The sequence below is a fragment of the Burkholderia sp. E168m22 genome (assembly GCF_001319805.1).
GTDB classification, from domain to species: Bacteria; Pseudomonadota; Gammaproteobacteria; order Burkholderiales; family Burkholderiaceae; genus Burkholderia; species Burkholderia orbicola.
In genome coordinates this window covers 24,136-40,953 of the sequence record NZ_BBSK01000147.1, presented here as the reverse complement: position 1 = coordinate 40,953, position 16,818 = coordinate 24,136, and the positions used below count along the sequence as shown (strand labels likewise).

Annotated in this window: 13 protein-coding genes and 1 pseudogene; 7 read left to right on the top strand and 7 right to left on the bottom strand. The window is 69.6% G+C overall.

Annotated elements, in window-relative coordinates; genetic code table 11:
* Window positions 1–404: 404 nt before the first annotated feature.
* On the bottom strand, window positions 405–1,781 hold the full coding sequence (locus tag AP428_RS32235) for a sigma-54 dependent transcriptional regulator (protein WP_011549892.1): 1,377 nt from the start codon (window positions 1,779–1,781) through the stop codon (window positions 405–407).
* Window positions 1,763–3,253 (bottom strand): PAS domain-containing sensor histidine kinase, encoded by a 1,491-nt coding sequence (locus AP428_RS32230; RefSeq protein WP_041489581.1) that lies wholly within the window; start codon window positions 3,251–3,253, stop codon window positions 1,763–1,765. Before AP428_RS32230 ends, AP428_RS32235 begins: the two co-directional genes overlap by 19 nt.
* A 171-nt stretch (window positions 3,254–3,424) precedes the next feature.
* Between AP428_RS32230 and AP428_RS37625 the strand changes: the two are divergent.
* A pseudogene (locus AP428_RS37625) lies at window positions 3,425–3,595 on the top strand (alginate lyase family protein); the annotation flags it as partial.
* A 197-nt stretch (window positions 3,596–3,792) separates the two neighbouring features.
* Here the strand turns inward: AP428_RS37625 and AP428_RS32225 are convergent.
* The 5 genes from AP428_RS32225 to xylA all read right to left on the bottom strand — a co-directional run bounded on the left by AP428_RS32225 (window position 3,793) and on the right by xylA (window position 10,530).
* Window positions 3,793–4,992, bottom strand: coding sequence for a sugar ABC transporter permease (locus AP428_RS32225; RefSeq protein WP_011549894.1), 1,200 nt, complete (start codon window positions 4,990–4,992; stop codon window positions 3,793–3,795).
* Window positions 4,989–6,548 (bottom strand): D-xylose ABC transporter ATP-binding protein, encoded by a 1,560-nt coding sequence (xylG, locus tag AP428_RS32220; protein ID WP_011549895.1) that lies wholly within the window; start codon window positions 6,546–6,548, stop codon window positions 4,989–4,991. The genes AP428_RS32225 and xylG overlap by 4 nt, the downstream gene beginning before the upstream one ends.
* Window positions 6,549–6,607: 59 nt before the next feature.
* The gene (gene xylF / locus AP428_RS32215; protein ID WP_011695050.1) at window positions 6,608–7,636 is read right to left on the bottom strand and encodes a D-xylose ABC transporter substrate-binding protein; all 1,029 of its coding nucleotides are present in this window, start codon (window positions 7,634–7,636) and stop codon (window positions 6,608–6,610) included.
* Window positions 7,637–7,724: 88 nt separating this feature from the next.
* On the bottom strand, window positions 7,725–9,203 hold the full coding sequence (xylB, locus tag AP428_RS32210) for a xylulokinase (protein ID WP_011549897.1): 1,479 nt from the start codon (window positions 9,201–9,203) through the stop codon (window positions 7,725–7,727).
* A 4-nt stretch (window positions 9,204–9,207) separates the two neighbouring features.
* Window positions 9,208–10,530 carry a xylose isomerase gene (gene xylA, locus AP428_RS32205; RefSeq protein WP_011549898.1) on the bottom strand — a complete coding sequence of 441 codons (1,323 nt, stop codon included), beginning with the start codon at window positions 10,528–10,530 and terminating at the stop codon, window positions 9,208–9,210.
* A gap of 273 nt (window positions 10,531–10,803) precedes the next feature.
* Here xylA and AP428_RS32200 point away from each other — a divergent pair, with 273 nt between their 5' ends.
* The 6 genes from AP428_RS32200 to AP428_RS32175 all read left to right on the top strand — a co-directional run bounded on the left by AP428_RS32200 (window position 10,804) and on the right by AP428_RS32175 (window position 16,816).
* Window positions 10,804–11,997 (top strand): DNA-binding transcriptional regulator, encoded by a 1,194-nt coding sequence (locus tag AP428_RS32200; RefSeq protein WP_011549899.1) that lies wholly within the window; start codon window positions 10,804–10,806, stop codon window positions 11,995–11,997.
* Window positions 11,998–12,024: 27 nt separating this feature from the next.
* Window positions 12,025–13,113: an aldose epimerase family protein gene (locus AP428_RS32195; protein WP_011549900.1), complete on the top strand. Its 1,089-nt coding sequence runs from the start codon at window positions 12,025–12,027 to the stop codon at window positions 13,111–13,113.
* A gap of 175 nt (window positions 13,114–13,288) precedes the next feature.
* On the top strand, window positions 13,289–14,248 hold the full coding sequence (locus AP428_RS32190; protein WP_011549901.1) for an AraC family transcriptional regulator: 960 nt from the start codon (window positions 13,289–13,291) through the stop codon (window positions 14,246–14,248).
* A 122-nt stretch (window positions 14,249–14,370) separates the two neighbouring features.
* Window positions 14,371–14,937, top strand: coding sequence for a carboxymuconolactone decarboxylase family protein (locus AP428_RS32185; RefSeq protein ID WP_011549902.1), 567 nt, complete (start codon window positions 14,371–14,373; stop codon window positions 14,935–14,937).
* Window positions 14,910–16,025 carry an acyl-CoA dehydrogenase family protein gene (locus AP428_RS32180; RefSeq protein WP_054928655.1) on the top strand — a complete coding sequence of 372 codons (1,116 nt, stop codon included), beginning with the start codon at window positions 14,910–14,912 and terminating at the stop codon, window positions 16,023–16,025. Before AP428_RS32185 ends, AP428_RS32180 begins: the two co-directional genes overlap by 28 nt.
* Window positions 16,022–16,816, top strand: a complete 795-nt coding sequence (locus tag AP428_RS32175) for an ABC transporter ATP-binding protein (protein WP_011549904.1) — start codon at window positions 16,022–16,024, stop codon at window positions 16,814–16,816. The genes AP428_RS32180 and AP428_RS32175 overlap by 4 nt, the downstream gene beginning before the upstream one ends.
* Window positions 16,817–16,818 lie beyond the last annotated feature (2 nt).

The window sequence follows — 16,818 nt, the reverse complement described above, 5'->3', positions numbered from 1 at the left end:
GAGGCCGAGGCCGAGGCGGAGGCGGCGGAGGCGGCATGGCGCCGGCCGGGTCTTCCGCGCGCGGCGCCGGCGGCACCTGCGCCACGCTGACCGTTGCGACGGCAACGAGCGCGGCAGCGCAGAGCATGCGATACGAGCGGCGAACGGCAGCGCGGCACCGCGGCCGCGATCGGACGACAGGCAGGCACGAGTTCATGGCGGGCTCCGGCGACGGGTTGCGATGCATCGGTATCCGCAATACCCGTGCCAACCTGCGGCGCACCGCGTGGCCGTGCGCCGAACGACGACGCGCGCCAAACGTGTCGGATTTCCCGACACGTCGATTCACCGCATGTCGGCATTCCCGACAGTCGAAACAACGCGACCAGCGGCCCGCTCACACCGATAACGAGCTGGCGCTGGCCCTATTCGTCGCGCTCGATCCCGAGATTCGCCATGCGCGCATAGAGCGACTGGCGGCCGATCCCGAGCTGCCTCGCGGCTTCCGCGCGATTGCCGTTCGCGCGCTCGAGCGCGTGCAGGATCGCCGCGCGCTCGACCGTCGCGAGCGCATCGGGCAGCGGCATGTCGAGCAGGTGCGCCGGCACCGCATCGGCGCCCGACTGGCGCGCCGGCACGGCGCCGAGGCCGAGATCGGCCGCGCTGACGGCCGGCCCGGGGGCGAGCGCGGCCGCCCGCTCCATCACGTTGCGCAGTTCGCGGACGTTGCCCGGCCAGCGGTGATCGAGCAGCGCGCGCTGAGCGTCGTTCGTCAGATGCAGCGCGCGCATGCCTGCCGCGCTGCCCAGGAAATGCGCGGCCAGTGGCAGGATGTCGGCTACACGCTCCGCGAGCGGCGGCAGGTGCAGCGGAATGACGTTCAGCCGATAGAAGAGATCTTCGCGGAACGTGCCGTTCGCGACGGCCGCGGCGAGATCGCGATGCGTCGCGGCCACGACGCGAATGTCGATCGTCGTCGCGCGGTCCGCGCCGAGCGGCATCACCTGGCGCTCCTGCAGCGCGCGCAGCAGCTTCGCCTGCATCGCGGCGGGCATGTCGCCGATCTCGTCGAGAAAGAGCGTGCCGCCGTCGGCCTCGACGAGGCGCCCCGCGCGATCGGCATGCGCGCCGGTAAACGCACCGCGACGATGCCCGAACAACTCGCTTTCGAGCAGATCGGCCGGAATGGCCGCGCAGTTGACGGCGACGAACGGCCCCGCATGGCGAGCCGATGCGGCATGCAGCACGCGCGCCGCCACCTCCTTGCCCGTGCCCGTCTCGCCGGTCAGGAGCACGGTTGCGTCGCTCATCGCGGCCCGGCCGATCTGCTTTTGCACGTCGCGCATCGCGGCGCTCACGCCCAGCAATCGTGGTCGGTCCGCGGAAGGTTCGCCCGCGAAACCGCTGTCGGATGGCGCCGGCGCGGGCGGCTGATTCGCCGACACGATACGTTCGAGCAGTTGCGCGATGTCCCGGCGCCCGATCGGCTTCGTCAGGTGATCGAATGCGCCGAGCCGCATCGCTTCGATCGTGTTGTCGCTGGTCGCGTGGGCCGTCAGCATGACGACCGGAATCGCGGCCAGCGCGGGATCGTCACGCAGTTGCGCGAGCACGGCCAGCCCGTCCAGATCCGGCAGGCGGAAATCCAGAAAGACGCATTCGATGCCGCCGCCGTCGCGCAGCGCGCTGAGCGCGGCCCGGCCGGATGCGGCCTCGACGGCCCGATGACCGAGATCGGCCAGCGTTTCGGCGAGGCCGTCGCGAAAGGCCGCGTCGTCGTCGACTATGAGGATGTTTGCCATGGAATTTCAATCACGAATGCGGCGCCGCCGTCGAGGCGCGCGTGTCCGCCATGCGCCGCCGCCACTTCACGGACCACGGCAAGACCGAGGCCCGTGCCGTCCGCGCGACCCGTCACGAACGGCTCGAAGATCCGCTCGCGCTGCGCGGCCGGCACACCGGGGCCGCTGTCCGACACGGTGATACACAGCCAGTCGCGCCCGGCGACCGCGCGCCGCTCGGCGGTGAGCGTGACCGCGCCGCCGTCGCCCGCATGGTGCAGCGCGTTGAGCAGCAGGTTATCGAGCGCCCGCCGCATCTGGTCGGGATCGAAGGCCGGACGATCCGATGGCCACGCGAGCCGTTCGCCCTGCCCCGCGAGCGACACCGTCAGGTCGATCGCTTGCCGCTGCGCCAGCTCGCGGTGCGCGTCGACGACTTGCGCGAGCCACGCGTCGACGTCGACGAGTGTCGCATGGGGGCGCACCGGCTGCGTCAGCGCGAGCAGGCTCGACAATTGCGCATCGATGCGCTCGATCTGCGCGAGGATCACGCGCAATGCGTCCTGCTGCCGCCGGCCGTCGCCGGCCAGCGCGTTTTCCGCCTTCAGCCGCATCGCGCCCATCGGATTGCGAATCTCGTGCGCGACCTGCGCGGCAAGCTTGCCCAGCATGCCGAAGCGCTCGGCCTGCGCGAGCCGCGTACGCAGTTCGTCGGCCTGCTGTTGCAGCCGGTCGGCGCGGCGCGCCCGCTCGTTGAACGCATCGATGACGCGGTCGAGATCGGGTTCGCCGACGTACGGCAGGTGATGTTCGCGACCGTCGGGCCCCAGCCCGCTCTCGATCCGCGCGAGATTGCGTTTCCAGCGGCGCAGCGCCACGGCCAGCGCCGCCGCGATCGCCAGAATCACCGCGAGCACGGCGGCGAGCCCCGTGGCCAGCAATTCCCCGTGCCGGCCCAGCGGCGGGCGCGCACGCGTCAGCATCCACACGTACAGCCCCGCACCGCCGCGTACCGGACAGGCCGCCGCGATCACGGCATCCTGCGCGCCTTCGACGACGTTCGTCGTCGCGGCATGCGTCGCGGCCGCGGCATGCAGCGTGCGGAGGATCAGCGGCGTTTCCGCTTCCGGAACGTCGCGTTTGACGCCGCTGCCCTGATAAGTGGGAAAGGAATACGCGAGAAAGCCGCTCGCGTCGGGTGCGGCGCCGGGCATCCAGAACCCGCCCTCCATGTCCGGCGCCCGCGAGAGCACGATGTCGAGGATCGCGTGCATCAGATCCGGAGCGGGCCCGGCGCCCGCGGACGCGGACGACGCGCCGTAACGCGACGCGACCGCTTCGCAGGCCGACGCGCCGGCGGCCTTGGCGCTGGCCACCTGCTGACTCTCGGCGGAACTCGCGGTGACCCAGACGACCGCGACCAGCGTCGCGCACAACGCCGCGACGAGTGCCCAGAGCATGACGAGTTGGGTGGAGAACGACGGACGCTTCATCGGATGGGGCTGGCGGTTGAGGACGACAGAATAGCGCATTGCATGCCATGCGAAGCCGCCACGACCGCCATGCGTCGCACCGACGGCCGGCAGATCGGAACGGTAACGGCTCGCCGTGGAAAGCCTGGCGAAAGCCCCGGGGGCTAGACTGCCTTCGGTCCCGATTCCGGTTTGCTGCGGGTACGCGAAGGCATTCGCGACATCGGCCCGGACGGTTCGCTCGCGCGCGAGGTGAAGCGCGGCGACCGCGCGCTCCCCTATCACACCTTCGCGCTGCTGCCGCTCGTGTTCGCGGCCGAACTCGTTCAGCGGCGCAACATCGATCTCTACCGCGAGAACGACGGCGCGATCGGCCGCCTCGCGAACCTCGTGATCGACGCGGTGGGAGATCCCGCGAGTTTCAGGAAAATCACGCCGATCAGGCAGGACCTGTTTCCGTGGATGTTCCGCGACGAACGGAGCTGGGTCGAGCCGTACTACGCACGCTTTCACGATCGCCGCCTGCCGGCGATCATCGCGCCGCGCGACCGGGCCGCGCGTCACCGCCGGTTCGAGCGCGACACCACGTCGATCCACACCGCCAGCACCAGCACCGCGCCCTTGACGATCATCTGCCAGTACGCGTCGACGTCCAGCATCGACATCCCGTTGTCGAGGCTCGCCATCACGAGCGCGCCGATCAGCGCGCCGTAGACCGTGCCCGACCCGCCGCGCATCGAGGTGCCGCCGATGAAGCACGCGGCGATCGCGTCGAGCTCGCCCATCGTGCCGGCGGACGGCGACCCGGCCGCGAGCCGCGCCGTGTTGACGAGGCCGGCGAACGCGCACATCAGGCCCATCAGCGCGAAGATCGCGAGTTTCACGCGATCGGTGTCCACGCCCGACAGCCGCGTCGCCTCCAGGTTCGACCCCACTGCATAGATGCGCCGGCCGAATACCGTCTGCGTCGCGATCCACGAGAACACGCCGAGCAGCGCGAGCAGCAGCAGCACGGGCACCGGAATACCGCCGTAACGGTCGAGCGTCGCGACGAACGCGAACAGCACCGCCCCCGCGCCGACGATCTTCGCGACGTCCTGCCACAGCGGGGCGACCGCGAGCCGGTAGCGCCGCCGCGTGCCGCGCTGCCGCACCACCAGCAGCGTCGCGACCACGAACAGCAGGACCGCGAGGCCGTCGCCGGCCACGCGCGGCAGATAGCCCTGCCCGATGAACACGAAGCCGTCCGACACGGGCGCGATCGTCGAGCCGCCCGTCACGCCGAGCAGGATGCCGCGAAACGCGAGCATCCCGCCGAGCCCGACGATGAACGACGGCACGCGCCGATAGGTCGACCACCAGCCGTTGAAGAGCCCGATCAGCACGCCGAGCGCGAGCACGGCCGGGACCGTCGCCGCGACCGGCCAGTGGCGGTTGACGTCGAGGATCGCGGCGACGCCGCCGAGCAGCCCGAGCAGCGAGCCGACCGACAGGTCGATCTCGCCCGCGATGATGACGAACACCATGCCGCACGCGAGCATGCCGGTGATCGACATCTGCCGCAGCAGGTTCGATACGTTGCGGGGCGTGACGAACGCGCCGTCCGTCAGCACCGAGAAGAATGCCCAGATCGCGACGACCGCGAACAGCAGCGCGAGCACCTTGTAGCGCGTGAAGACATGGCGCAATGGCAGCCGCGGCGCGCGGCCGGCGCCTGCATCCGGCGTCGCCGGGGTCGAGGAAGAAAGTTCGGAATTCATGTCGCACTCGCTGCGGTGGGTTCGGCGGCCAGCCGCGCGGGCTTCAGCGCGGCGCCGAGGATCTGTTCCTGCGTGAGGCCCTGGTTGACGAAATCGCCGCGCAGCTCGCCCTCGCCGATCACCAGCACGCGATCGGCCAGGCCGAGCACCTCCGGCAATTCCGACGACACGACGATCAGCGCGACACCGCGCTGGGCCAGCGCGAAGATCAGCCGGTAGATCTCCGCCTTCGCGCCCACGTCGACGCCGCGCGTCGGTTCGTCGAGGATCAGCACCTGCGGCTCGGTCAGCAGCATCTTCGCGAGCACCGCCTTCTGCTGATTGCCGCCCGACAGGCTCGCGATCGACAGGAACGGGTGCGCTGCGCGCACCGACAGCCGCTGCATCTCGGTGCGGATCGTATCGAGCTCGGCGGCCGCGTCGATCCGCCCGCGCGCCGCGAAGCGCCGCAGCACCGCGAGCGTGATGTTGTGGCCCACGCCGAGCTGCGGCACGATGCCGTGGCGCTTGCGGTCCTCCGGCACCATCGCGATACCGGCGCGGATCGCGTCGGCCGGCGAGCGGATCGACAGCGGCTTGCCGTTCATCGTCACGCTCGCCGTGCACGCGCCCGGATACGCACCGAAGATCGCCTGCATCAACTCGGTGCGGCCCGCGCCGACCAGCCCGGCGACGCCGACGATCTCGCCGCGCCGCACGCTGAACGACACGTCGTCGACGCGCTTGCGGCGTGCGTTCGTCACGTCTCGGCACGTCACGTGGCGCACGTCGAGCACGACGTCGCCGATCTCGTGCGGCTCGCGCGGATACAGGTCGCGGATCTCGCGGCCGACCATCATCGCGATGATCCGGTCGGTGGTCAGCGTGGCCATCGGCTCGGTCGCGACGTGGCGTCCGTCGCGGATCACGGTGACCGTGTCGCACACGGCCGCCACCTCGTCGAGCTTGTGCGAGATGTAGACGCACGCCACCCCACGACGCTTCAGGTCGCGCACGATGTCGAGCAGGATGCGCGTCTCCGACGCACTCAGCGACGACGACGGTTCGTCGAGGATCAGCAGCTTCGCGTGCTTGTTCAGCGCCTTCGCGATCTCGATCAGCTGCTGGTGGCCGCCGCCGTAGTTCATCACCGGCTGCGCGACGTTGATCGTGTCGATCCGCAGCTCGCGCAGCAGCTCCTCCGCGCGCTGAACCATCGCCGCGAAGTTCATGCGCCCGCCCGGCAGCGTGATCTCGTTGCCGAGGAAGATGTTCTCGGCCACCGACAGTTCGGGCACGAGCATCAGTTCCTGGTGGATGATCACGATGCCCGCGCGCTCGGTGTCGCGCACGCCGGACGCCGCGAGCGGCGCGCCTTCCCAGCGGATTTCGCCGTCCCACGTGCCATGCGGGTACACACCCGACAGCACCTTCATCAGCGTCGACTTGCCGGCGCCGTTCTCGCCGCACAGCCCGACGCATTCGCCGGGGCGCACGGTCAGGTCGATGCCGTCGAGCGCCTTCACGCCGTCGAATGCCTTGACGATGCCGCGCATCGTCAGCAAGGGTTCCGTCATTCGTTCATGCCTCGCAGGATACGCGCGGGCGGCCGGTGAGCCGCCCGCGCGTCGTGCCGTTACTGGCTCGCCAGCTGGGCCTGGGTATAGAAGCCGTCCTTCACGACGACGTCGACGTTGCGCTTGGTCAGCAGCGTCGGCTGCAGCAGCACCGTGTCGACCTTCTTCTTGCCGTTGTCGTATTGCGCGTTGAACGCGGGCTTCGTGCCCTTCGCGAGATCGACCGCGAGCTTCGCAGCTTCGCTCGCGATCAGCTTCAGCGGCTTGTAGACGGTCATCGTCTGCGTGCCGGCGATCACGCGCTTGACCGCGGCCAGATCCGCATCCTGCCCGGACACCGGCACCTTGCCGGCTAGATGCTGCGCGGCGAGCGCCTGGATCGCGCCGCCGGCCGTGCCGTCGTTCGACGCGACGATCGCATCGATCTTGTTGTTGTTCGCGGTCAGCGCGTCCTCGACGATCCGCAGCGCGGTCGAGGCGCTCCATTCGGGCACCCACTGCTGGCCGACCACCTTGATGTCACCGCGGTCGATCGCCGGCTTGAGCACCTTCAGTTGTCCTTCGCGCAGCATCTTCGCGTTGTTGTCGGTCGGCGCGCCGCCCAGCAGGAAATAGTTGCCCTTCGGCTTCGCGTCGAACACGCCCTGCGCCTGCAGCTCGCCGACCTTCTCGTTGTCGAACGAGATGTAGGCGTCGACGTCGGCGTCGAGGATCAGGCGATCGTACGACACGACCTTGATGCCGGCCTTGCGCGCTTCGGCGACGACGTTGCCGAGCGTCTTCGAGTTGAACGGCACGATCACGATCACGTCGACGCCGCGCGAGATCAGGTTCTCGATCTGGGAAATCTGCCGCGCCTCGTTCGCATCGGCCGACTGCACCGACACCTTCGCGCCGAGCTTCGTCGCGGCCGCGACGAAATAGTCGCGATCGCGCGACCAGCGCTCGACGCGCAGGTCGTCGATACAGAAGCCGATCTCGGGCTTGTCCTTGCTCGCGTGGGCGAGCGGCGAGCCCAGCGCGAGGATCGCCAGCGCGGCGGCGCCGGCAAGGGAATGCAATACGGTACGACGCGTCACGGTTTTCATGTCTCCAGACTCCTTGTTATGGAACCACCTCACGAACCGCGGGCGGCCGCCGGATTGCACCGCCCGCATCGAGTCACTGCAATGTGCGTCAGGCGCCCGTCGCAAACACCGGTTCGAGCGCACGGTACAGCGCGCGAAACGTCGGCCGCCGCACGTCGCGATACCACGCGTGCCGCTCGGGATCGGGCTCGCGCACCGCGACGACGGGCGGCTGCGGGCACACGTCGCCGAGCCGCGCATGCGGTTCGAGCGCGAGATGCGCGAGGCGCGCGGCGCCGAGCGCCGGCCCCACTTCGCCGCCCGCGCGCAGCGTCAGCGCACGGCCGCTCAGGTCGGCGAGCATCTGCGTCCAGTACGCGCTGCGCGAGCCGCCGCCGATCACCGTGATGCTGTCGGGTGCGAGCCCGGCCGCATGCAGCGCGTCGATGCCGTCGAGCAGCGCGAAGCCGACGCCTTCGAGCGTCGCGTTCGCGAGATCGGCGCGCCGCGTGTCGGGCGTGAGCCCGTAGAACACGCCCTTCGCGTTCACGTCGTTGTGCGGCGTGCGCTCGCCGCTCAGATACGGCAGGAACCACGGGCGGCTCGCGCGTGCGTTCGTCTCGGCGTCGTCGAGCAGCGCCGCGACGCCGTCGTAACCGGCCAGTTGCGCGGTGAAGTCGACGCAGCCGGCCGCGTTCAGCATCACCGACATCAGGTGCCACGTGTCCGGCAGCGCATGACAGAAGCTGTGCACCGCCGATTCGGGATTCGCGCGAAACCCGTCCGACACCGCGAAATACACGCCCGACGTACCGAGCGACAGCAGCGCGTCGCCGGGCCGCACGATCCCGACGCCGACCGCGCCGGCCGCGTTGTCGCCGCCGCCGGCCACCACCGGGATCTCGCGCAGGCCCAGCGCCCGCGCGACGGCCGGCAGCAGCGTGCCGGTAATGCGGTTGCCTTCGAATACGGGCGGCATCTGCGTGCGCGACAGCCCGCAGGCGGCGAGCAGCGTGTCGTCGTAGTCGCGCTTCGCGACGTCCAGCCACAGCGTGCCGGCGGCATCCGACGGATCGGTTGCGAACGCGCCGGTCAGCCGGTAGCGCAGATAATCCTTCGGCAGCAGCACGTAGGCGACGCGTGCGAACACGTCGGGCTCGTGACGACGCACCCACAGCAGCTTGGGCGCGGTGAAGCCCGGCATCGCGATGTTGCCGGCCACCGTGCGCAATGCGGGCGCGAGCCGTTCGAGTTCCGCACACTCCGCGTCCGCGCGGCCGTCGTTCCACAGAATCGCGGGGCGCAGCACGTCGCCATGCGCATCCAGCAGCGTCGCACCGTGCATCTGCCCGGTCAGCCCGAGTGCGTCGATGTCGCGCGGGTCGATGCCGGCCGTGCGCGCATCCGCGACCAGCGCAGCGAGCGCGCCGCAGGCGGCGTCCCACCAGTCGCGCGGCGCCTGCTCGGACCAGCGCGGCTGCGGCCGGCTCACCGTCAGCGGGCGGCTTGCGCTCGCGCGCACCGCGCCGTCGCGGTCGAGCAGCACCGCCTTCACGCCCGACGTGCCGAGATCGAGTCCGATGTACATGGCGTCAGCGCAGCCCGTAGATCGCCTGGTTCACGATGTTCTCCAGCCGCTCCTGCGCGCCGCTCGCATGCCGCGGGTTCACCCCACGCGCGAGCGCGTCGGCCGCCAGCGATTCCAGCGTATAGCCGCCGGACAGGATCTTGCGGCCGAACGCGTCGTCCCACTGCGCGTAGCGTTGCCGGCGCAGCGCGTCGAGCCGGTCGTTCTCGACCAGCACCGCCGCGCGTTCGAGCGCGAGCGCGAGCACGTCGATCGCGCCGACGTGGCCGTAGAACAGGTCTTCCGGATCGATGCTCTGGCGCCGCACCTTCGCGTCGAAGTTCATCCCGCCGGTCGTGAAGCCGCCGTGGCGCAGGATCTCGTAGAACGCGAGCGTCAGCTCCTCGACGCTGTTCGGGAACTGGTCGGTGTCCCAGCCGTTCTGCGGATCGCCGCGGTTCGCGTCGACGCTGCCGAACACGCCGAGCGCGAAGGCGTTCGCGATCTCGTGATGGAACGAATGACCGGCGAGCGTCGCGTGGTTCGCCTCGATGTTCACGCGAATCTCGTTCTGGAGTCCGTACTGCACGAGGAAGCCGTGCACGGTCGCGACGTCGTAGTCGTACTGGTGCTTGGTCGGCTCCTGCGGCTTCGGCTCGATCAGCAGCGCGCCCTTGAAGCCGATCCGGTGCTTGTGCTCGACGACCATCGACAGGAAGCGGGCGAACTGGTCGCGTTCGCGCTTCAGGTCGGTATTGAGCAGCGTCTCGTAGCCTTCCCGTCCGCCCCACAGCACGTAGTTTTCGCCGCCGAGCCGGTGGGTCGCGTCGAGCGCGTGGCACACCTGGGTCGCCGCCCATGCGAACACGTCGGGGTTCGGGTTGGTCGCGGCGCCGGCCGCGAAGCGCGGGTGCGAGAACAGGTTCGCGGTGCCCCACAGGAGCCGCACGCCACTTGCCTGCTGACGCTCGCCGAGATAGTCGACCATCCGCGCGAAATTGGCTGCGTAGTCGCGCAGGCTGTCGCCTTCCGGCGCGACGTCGGTGTCATGGAACGTATAGAACGGCGTGCCGAGCTTCGTGAAGAATTCGAACGCCGCGTCCGCCTTCTGCCGCGCCCGCTCGAGCGCGTCGCCCGGCTGCTGCCACGGCCGCTGGAACGCGCCCTGCCCGAAGATGTCGTGGCCCGGCCATACGAACGTGTGCCAGTAGCAGACCGCGATCCGCAGATGCTCGGCGAGCGTCTTGCCGAGCACGCGCTTGTCGGGGTCGTAATGGTGATACGCAAGCGGGTTGTCCGACTGCGGGCCTTCGTAGCGAATCGCGGGAATGTGCTCGAAATACGACATGGCGTCTCCGTAGGGGTTCTTGTTGCAGCGCAACGCGCGTCGCGACGACGCACGCGGCCGAATTCGGTTGACTGGATCGTGCCCGCGCGCCTATCGGCCGGCAATTGCGAAATTGCGCAGCGCGCTTGATGTTTCTTGCCAGCCGCTACGTGCGGCACACGTTCCGTCCTACAATCGCCGTACACCACGTACACCAGATATCGCGCGCCGCCGTCCGGGCGCGCCCCGGAGACAACGGCACCGCGCCCGCTAGGCGCGCGCCCCGACACCCAGATGACACGCGCCCCTTCCGCCCAGACACCGCACCGCATCGCGCTGCTGTTCAACGCGAACAAGGTCTACGACCGCGAGATCATCAGCGGCATCGGCCAGTACCTGCACACGACGCGCGTCGTGTGGGACCTGTTCCTCGAAGACGACTTCCGCTGCCGGCTCACCGGGATCGAGCGTTTCGACGGCGACGGCATCATCGCGGACTTCGACGACCCGGCCGTGGCCGACGCGCTCGCCGGTTCGCCGCTGCCGATCGTCGCGATCGGATCGTCGTACGAGGACCCGACGCAGTACCCGGACGATGTCCCATATATTGCGACGGACAACCCGAAGCTCGTGTCGCTCGCCTATACGCACCTGATCGGCGCCGGACTCGCGCACTTCGCGATGTACAGCCTGCCGGTCGCGCAGGAGAACCGCTGGGCGCAGCAGCGCGAACTCGCGTTCGACCGGCTCGCACGCGCGGACGGGCTCGATGCGCCGATCTACCGCGGGCTGTCGACGAGTGCGTCCGGGTGGAATCACGCGATCGAGCAACTGATCGACTGGCTGCATGCGCTGCCGAAGCCGGTCGGCGTGATCGCGGTGACCGATGCGCGCGCGCGGCACCTGCTGCAGGCGTGCCTGATCGCCGGCCTCGCGGTGCCGGAACAGGTCGCGATCATCGGCATCGACAACGATCCGCTCACGCGCACGCTGACGCGCATTCCGCTGTCGTCGGTGATCCAGGGCACCGAGGAAATGGGCCGCACCGCCGCGCACCTGCTGCACCGGATGCTGCGCGGCGCGCGCTTTCCCGGGCAGCGCATTCTCGTGCCGCCGGTCGGCATCAACGTGCTCGAATCGACGCGGCACCAGCCGCTGGCGAGCCCGCACGTGATGCGTGCCCGGCATTTCATCCGCCAGTACGCGTGCCAGGGCATCAAGACCGAACAGGTCGCCGACTATGTCGGCGTGTCGCGCTCGCTGCTCGAGGAGCACTTCCGGCGCGAACTGCAACGCACCGTGCACCAGGAGATCCTGCGCCACAAGCTCGAAGCCGCGCAGGCGCTGCTCGCCGGCCGCCAGGCGTCGAGCGCCGAAGTCGCGATCCGTTGCGGATTCACGTCGCTTCAATACATGTACGCGGTGTTCCGGCGCGAACTCGGCTGTACGCCGCGCGAATACCAGGAACGCGCGGCCGCCTCCCACTGACACCCGCCGCCCATCCGACCTCCACCCATGCATATCGATACCGATTCCTCATACCTGACGCCCGGCGCGGCACGCGTGCTTTCCGAGCCGTGGGGCACGTTGCCCGACGGCGAGCCCGTGCGGCGCTATACGCTGCGCAACGCGCACGGGATGCGCGTCGTCGTCAGCGACCTCGGCGCGACCGTCGTGTCGTGGCTCGCGCCCGATCGCACCGGACGCCTGGCCGATATCGTGCTCGCGCACGACACGCCGGCCGAGTACCTCGAATCCGGCGCCTATCTCGGCGCGACGGTCGGCCGCTGGGCGAACCGGATCGCCGGCGCGCACTTCACGCTCGACGGCGTCGACTACCTGCTCGACCGCAACGAGAACGGCAACCTGCTGCACGGCGGTGCGAACGGTTTTCATCGCGCGCGGTGGGACGTGCTCGACGATGGCGGCGGGCTGACGCTGCAACTCGATTCGCCGGAAGGCGACGCGGGATTCCCCGGCAACGTGCGCGTGCAGGTGCGCTACACGCTCGACGACGACGGCACGCTGACCATCGACTATTCGGGGTGGACCGACGCGCCGACGCCGCTGAACCTGACGAATCACAGTTACTTCAACCTGAACGGGCGCGCGGGCAGCGACGTGCGCGGCCATCTGCTGCACATCGACGCCGATGCATTCCTCGAAGTGGACGACGCGCTGATCCCGACCGGCGCGGCCGACGTGACGGGCACGGCGTTCGATTTCCGGCAAAGCGCGCCGCTCGGCGCGCGCCTCGACTGGCCGCATGCGCAACTGGCGCGGGCGCGCGGCTTCGATCACTGCTACGTCGTCGGCAACGGCGCGCGCGAGGTCCGGCCCGTGGCACGGATCTACGATCCGGAAAGCGGCCGCGAGTTGATCGTGTCGACCGACCAGCGCGGCCTGCAGCTCTATACGGGCAACTATCTCGACGGCTTGCGCGTGAGCGGCGGCACGCGTTGCGTGCCACACGCGGCGCTGTGCGTCGAAGCGGGCGGCTTTCCGGATCAGGTCAACATGGACGGCCTGCGCGACGACGTGATCGTTCGTCCGGGCGACGTGTACCGGCAGACCACGCGGTATCGGGTGGGCGTGCAGGCATAGCGCGCGTGCCGTATCGTCGGCACCCGGCCAGCGCCGCGCGCATCCCGGCCGAACGCCGGGCCGCGCCGCCTCGCGAGACATTGCGACGGCAGGAAAATGCTTTCTACGATTCGTTGGTTTGAGCGGCGCGGCGCAGCCCGTAGCATGGGCGCGTCACCCATCCTCCAGCATCGGAATGTCCGCGCAAACAGACAAGGTCGTCCATTGGCTGCTGTCCAGCCTGGAGCCGAAAAGCCAGCTTTTTCACGTCGGCCAGTATTGCGGCGACTGGCAGGCGTCCACCGCCGGCCGGGCGAAAGCGAGCTTCCACGTCATCCTGCATGGATCGGCGTGGCTGCATTTCGCCGACGGGCGCGACAGCATTCCGGTCGCCGCGGGTGAAGCCGTGTTTCTGCTGCGCGACGTGCCGCACGGGTTGTCGCCGAGCCCGGTCAACCCGCAGGCCTGCGCGGTCGCGGGCGGCCATCCGCTCGAGCGGCGCGGGTCGATGCAACCGCTCGATCCGTCGGTCGACGGCAGCGTCGGGCTCGCCTGCGGCTTCATCGAATTCCACTCCACCGTGTCGCGCGCGATCGTGTCGCTCTTTCCCGAGTATCTGATCGTGCGGCGCGGCGACGACGCGTATCGCGGCATCCACGGGCTGTTCGACCTGATTCGCGCCGAAGGCCGTCACGGCGTCGACGCGCCGTCCCCGCTGATCGACAAGCTGGTCGAACTGCTGCTGTTCTATGCGGTGCGGGATGCCGCCGGGCACGATACCGTGGCCAGCGGGCTCGCCATGCTGATGCAGCGGACTGGGTTCGGCACGCTGGTTGCCGCGATCATCGACGCGCCCGCCGACGCATGGACCACGGAATCGATGGCCGCGTTCGCGAACATGTCGCGCACCGCGTTCTGCAAGCACTTCAGCGAAGCGTCCGGCCATCCGCCGATGCAGTTCGTCACGATGGTGCGGATGCGGCTCGCGGCGGACCTGCTGCAACAAGGCCTGCCGATTTCGCGGGCGGGCGAACTCGTCGGCTATCAGTCGGAATCGGCGTTTGCGCACGCGTTCAAGCGCACGATGGGCATGCAGCCCGGCGCATGGCGCCGCGAGCGCGACGACGCGTCGCGATCGGCGGCGCGCTTGCACTAGCGAGCATCGCGACACCGCGGCGCGCGGCGCGGGACGAACGCACAGGAATCGCGGATGTTCGCGCATTGTCCGGCGGCAGCAGCGCCTCGACAATGATCTCACTGCCCTTTTCGGAGAATCCTGTGAGCCGCCTGCCGTTGCCCACCATCGAGACCGCCCCCGCGGCCAGCCAGCCCTTCCTCGAAAAATCGCAGCGCGCGAACGGCTTCCTGCCGAACCTCGTCCGTTCGCTCGCGAATGCGCCGGTCGCCCTCGAAACCTATCTGACCGTCGCGGAGATCAACGGCCGCGCGGGCCTCACGTTCGCCGAGCGCGAAGCCGTGCAGATCACCGCGGCCGCCGTCCACGGCTGTGCATTCTGCGTGGCCGGCCACACCGCCGCCGCACTGAAAAAAGCCCAGGTCGAGCGCGCCGACGTCGATGCGCTGCGCGACGGCGAGCCGGTCGCCGAGCCGCGGCTGGAAGCCGTCGCTGCTTTCACGCGCGCCGTGATCGCGACGCGCGGCGCCGTGACCGACGACGCGCTCGACGCGTTCCTGGCCGTCGGTTTCACCGAAGCGAACGCGCTCGAAGTGGTGCTGGGCGTGAGCCTCGCGACGCTGTGCAACTTCGCGAACAATCTGGCGCGCAACGAACTCAACCCCGAACTGGCGGCATACCGATGGGAACCCCGGACACAAGCCGCCTGACGGCGCCCGCGCTCGACGCATCGCTCGTCGACTGGCTCGACGCGAACGCCACGCAGCTCGACACGAGCGCCGCGTTGAAAGCGGAAATCGTGCCGCGCCTCGCGGACGCCGGACTGTTCCGGACCGGCGTGCCGGCGAGCCTCGGCGGCGCGGGCGGCACGACCGCGGACGCCATTGCCGGCATCGCCGCGGTGGCCGAGCATTCGCTGACCGCGGCCTTCGTGCTGTGGGGCCAGCGCAGCTTCATCGAATACCTGCTGCAAAGCCCGAATACCGCGCTGCGCGAGCGATGGCTGCCGGCGCTGCTCGACGGCCGTTGTGCCGGCGCCAGCGGCTTGTCGAATGCGATGAAATATCTGTCCGGCATCGAGTCGCTTCAGATCGACGCGACGCCGCACGCGGAACGCGCCCACGACTGGCGGATGACCGGCCGGATGGCGTGGGTGACGAACCTGCGCACCGAACGGTTCGTGGTGGCGGCAGCGGTGGCATTTGGCGATGGCCGGCCGTCCGCGATCGTCGCGATTCCGGATGACGCGCCCGGCCTGACTCGCAGCCCCGATCTCGACCTGATCGCGCTGCGCGGCAGCAACACCGCCGCGCTGCACCTCGACGCCGTACCGGGCGACGCCGCGTGGCTGATCCATCCGGACGCACAAACCTTCCTGTCCGCTGTGCGACCGGCATTCCTCGGCTTGCAGTGCGGGCTGTCGATCGGGCTCGCGCGGCGCTCGCTGGCCGAAGCGCGACGCGCGGCGGAAACGACGCGCGGCATTCTCGGCCCCGAAGTCGAATCCTGCGCGGCCGAACTGGCTGCCGCGTGTGCGCAACTGTCCACCGGCATCGCGGACGGCAGCCTGCGCCTGCATCCCGACCGCCTGTTCGAGTTGCGCATCGCGCTCGCGACGCACGTGGGCACGGCCGTGAACCTCGAACTCGAGGCGAGCGGCGGCCGCGGCTATCTGCGCGATGCGGGGCTCGGCTTCGAGCGACGCTGGCGCGAAGCGGCGTTCATTCCGATCGTCACGCCGAGCGTCGTGCAGTTGAAGGCGCAACTCGCCGCACGGACGCGGAGCATCGCCGCATGACGCGCCCGCTGCTGGACGCCCGCCATCTGACGCTCGGCTACGACGGCGAGCGGCGCAATACCGTGCTCGCCGATGTCTCGCTGTCGGTCGGGCGCGGCGAAATCGTCGCGCTGATCGGCCCGAGCGGCACCGGCAAGTCGAGCCTGCTGCGCGCACTGGCCGGGCTGGAGCGACCGCAATCCGGCACCGTGTCGATCGACGGTACGACGCTGCAGGGCCCGCACCCGAGGATCGCGATCGCGTTTCAGGACCCGTGCCTGCTGCCGTGGCTGTCGACCGAACGGAACGTCGCGTTCGGTCTCGCCTTCGAACATCAGGAGCGCCTCACGCGCGATCAGCAACGCGAACGCGTTCGCTCGGCGCTGCATGCGGTCGGGCTCGAAGCCGCCGCGTCGCTGCGCCCGGCCCAGCTTTCCGGCGGCATGGCGCAGCGCGCGGCGCTCGCCCGCGCGCTGGCGCGTCAACCGCACGCGCTGCTGCTCGACGAGCCGTTCTCGGCGCTCGACGAAGTCACGCGCGCCGCGATGCAGCAGTTGCTGGTGAACATCGTCGCGACGACGCGCTGCGCGACGGTGCTCGTGACCCACGATATCGACGAGGCGCTGCTAGTGGCCGATCGCATCGTGCTGCTCGGCACGCAGGGCCGCTTCATCGACGCGTGGCACGTCGATTATCCGCACCCGCGCGACGCGTTCGTCAGCGAACTCGGCACGATGCGCATCGACATCCTGAAGGCGTTGCAGGCCGGCATGAAGCGCCCGCACGCGTCCGAACTCCATCCCTTGAACTGACC

Coding starts and splice junctions, on each gene's coding strand:
- AP428_RS32235 (WP_011549892.1), bottom strand. CDS start 1,781: ATGGCAAACATCCTCATAGTCGACGACGACGCGGCCTTTCGCGACGGC.
- AP428_RS32230 (WP_041489581.1), bottom strand. CDS start 3,253: ATGAAGCGTCCGTCGTTCTCCACCCAACTCGTCATGCTCTGGGCACTC.
- AP428_RS32225 (WP_011549894.1), bottom strand. CDS start 4,992: ATGAATTCCGAACTTTCTTCCTCGACCCCGGCGACGCCGGATGCAGGC.
- xylG (WP_011549895.1), bottom strand. CDS start 6,548: ATGACGGAACCCTTGCTGACGATGCGCGGCATCGTCAAGGCATTCGAC.
- xylF (WP_011695050.1), bottom strand. CDS start 7,636: ATGAAAACCGTGACGCGTCGTACCGTATTGCATTCCCTTGCCGGCGCC.
- xylB (WP_011549897.1), bottom strand. CDS start 9,203: ATGTACATCGGACTCGATCTCGGCACGTCGGGCGTGAAGGCGGTGCTG.
- xylA (WP_011549898.1), bottom strand. CDS start 10,530: ATGTCGTATTTCGAGCACATTCCCGCGATTCGCTACGAAGGCCCGCAG.
- AP428_RS32200 (WP_011549899.1), top strand. CDS start 10,804: ATGACACGCGCCCCTTCCGCCCAGACACCGCACCGCATCGCGCTGCTG.
- AP428_RS32195 (WP_011549900.1), top strand. CDS start 12,025: ATGCATATCGATACCGATTCCTCATACCTGACGCCCGGCGCGGCACGC.
- AP428_RS32190 (WP_011549901.1), top strand. CDS start 13,289: ATGTCCGCGCAAACAGACAAGGTCGTCCATTGGCTGCTGTCCAGCCTG.
- AP428_RS32180 (WP_054928655.1), top strand. CDS start 14,910: ATGGGAACCCCGGACACAAGCCGCCTGACGGCGCCCGCGCTCGACGCA.
- AP428_RS32175 (WP_011549904.1), top strand. CDS start 16,022: ATGACGCGCCCGCTGCTGGACGCCCGCCATCTGACGCTCGGCTACGAC.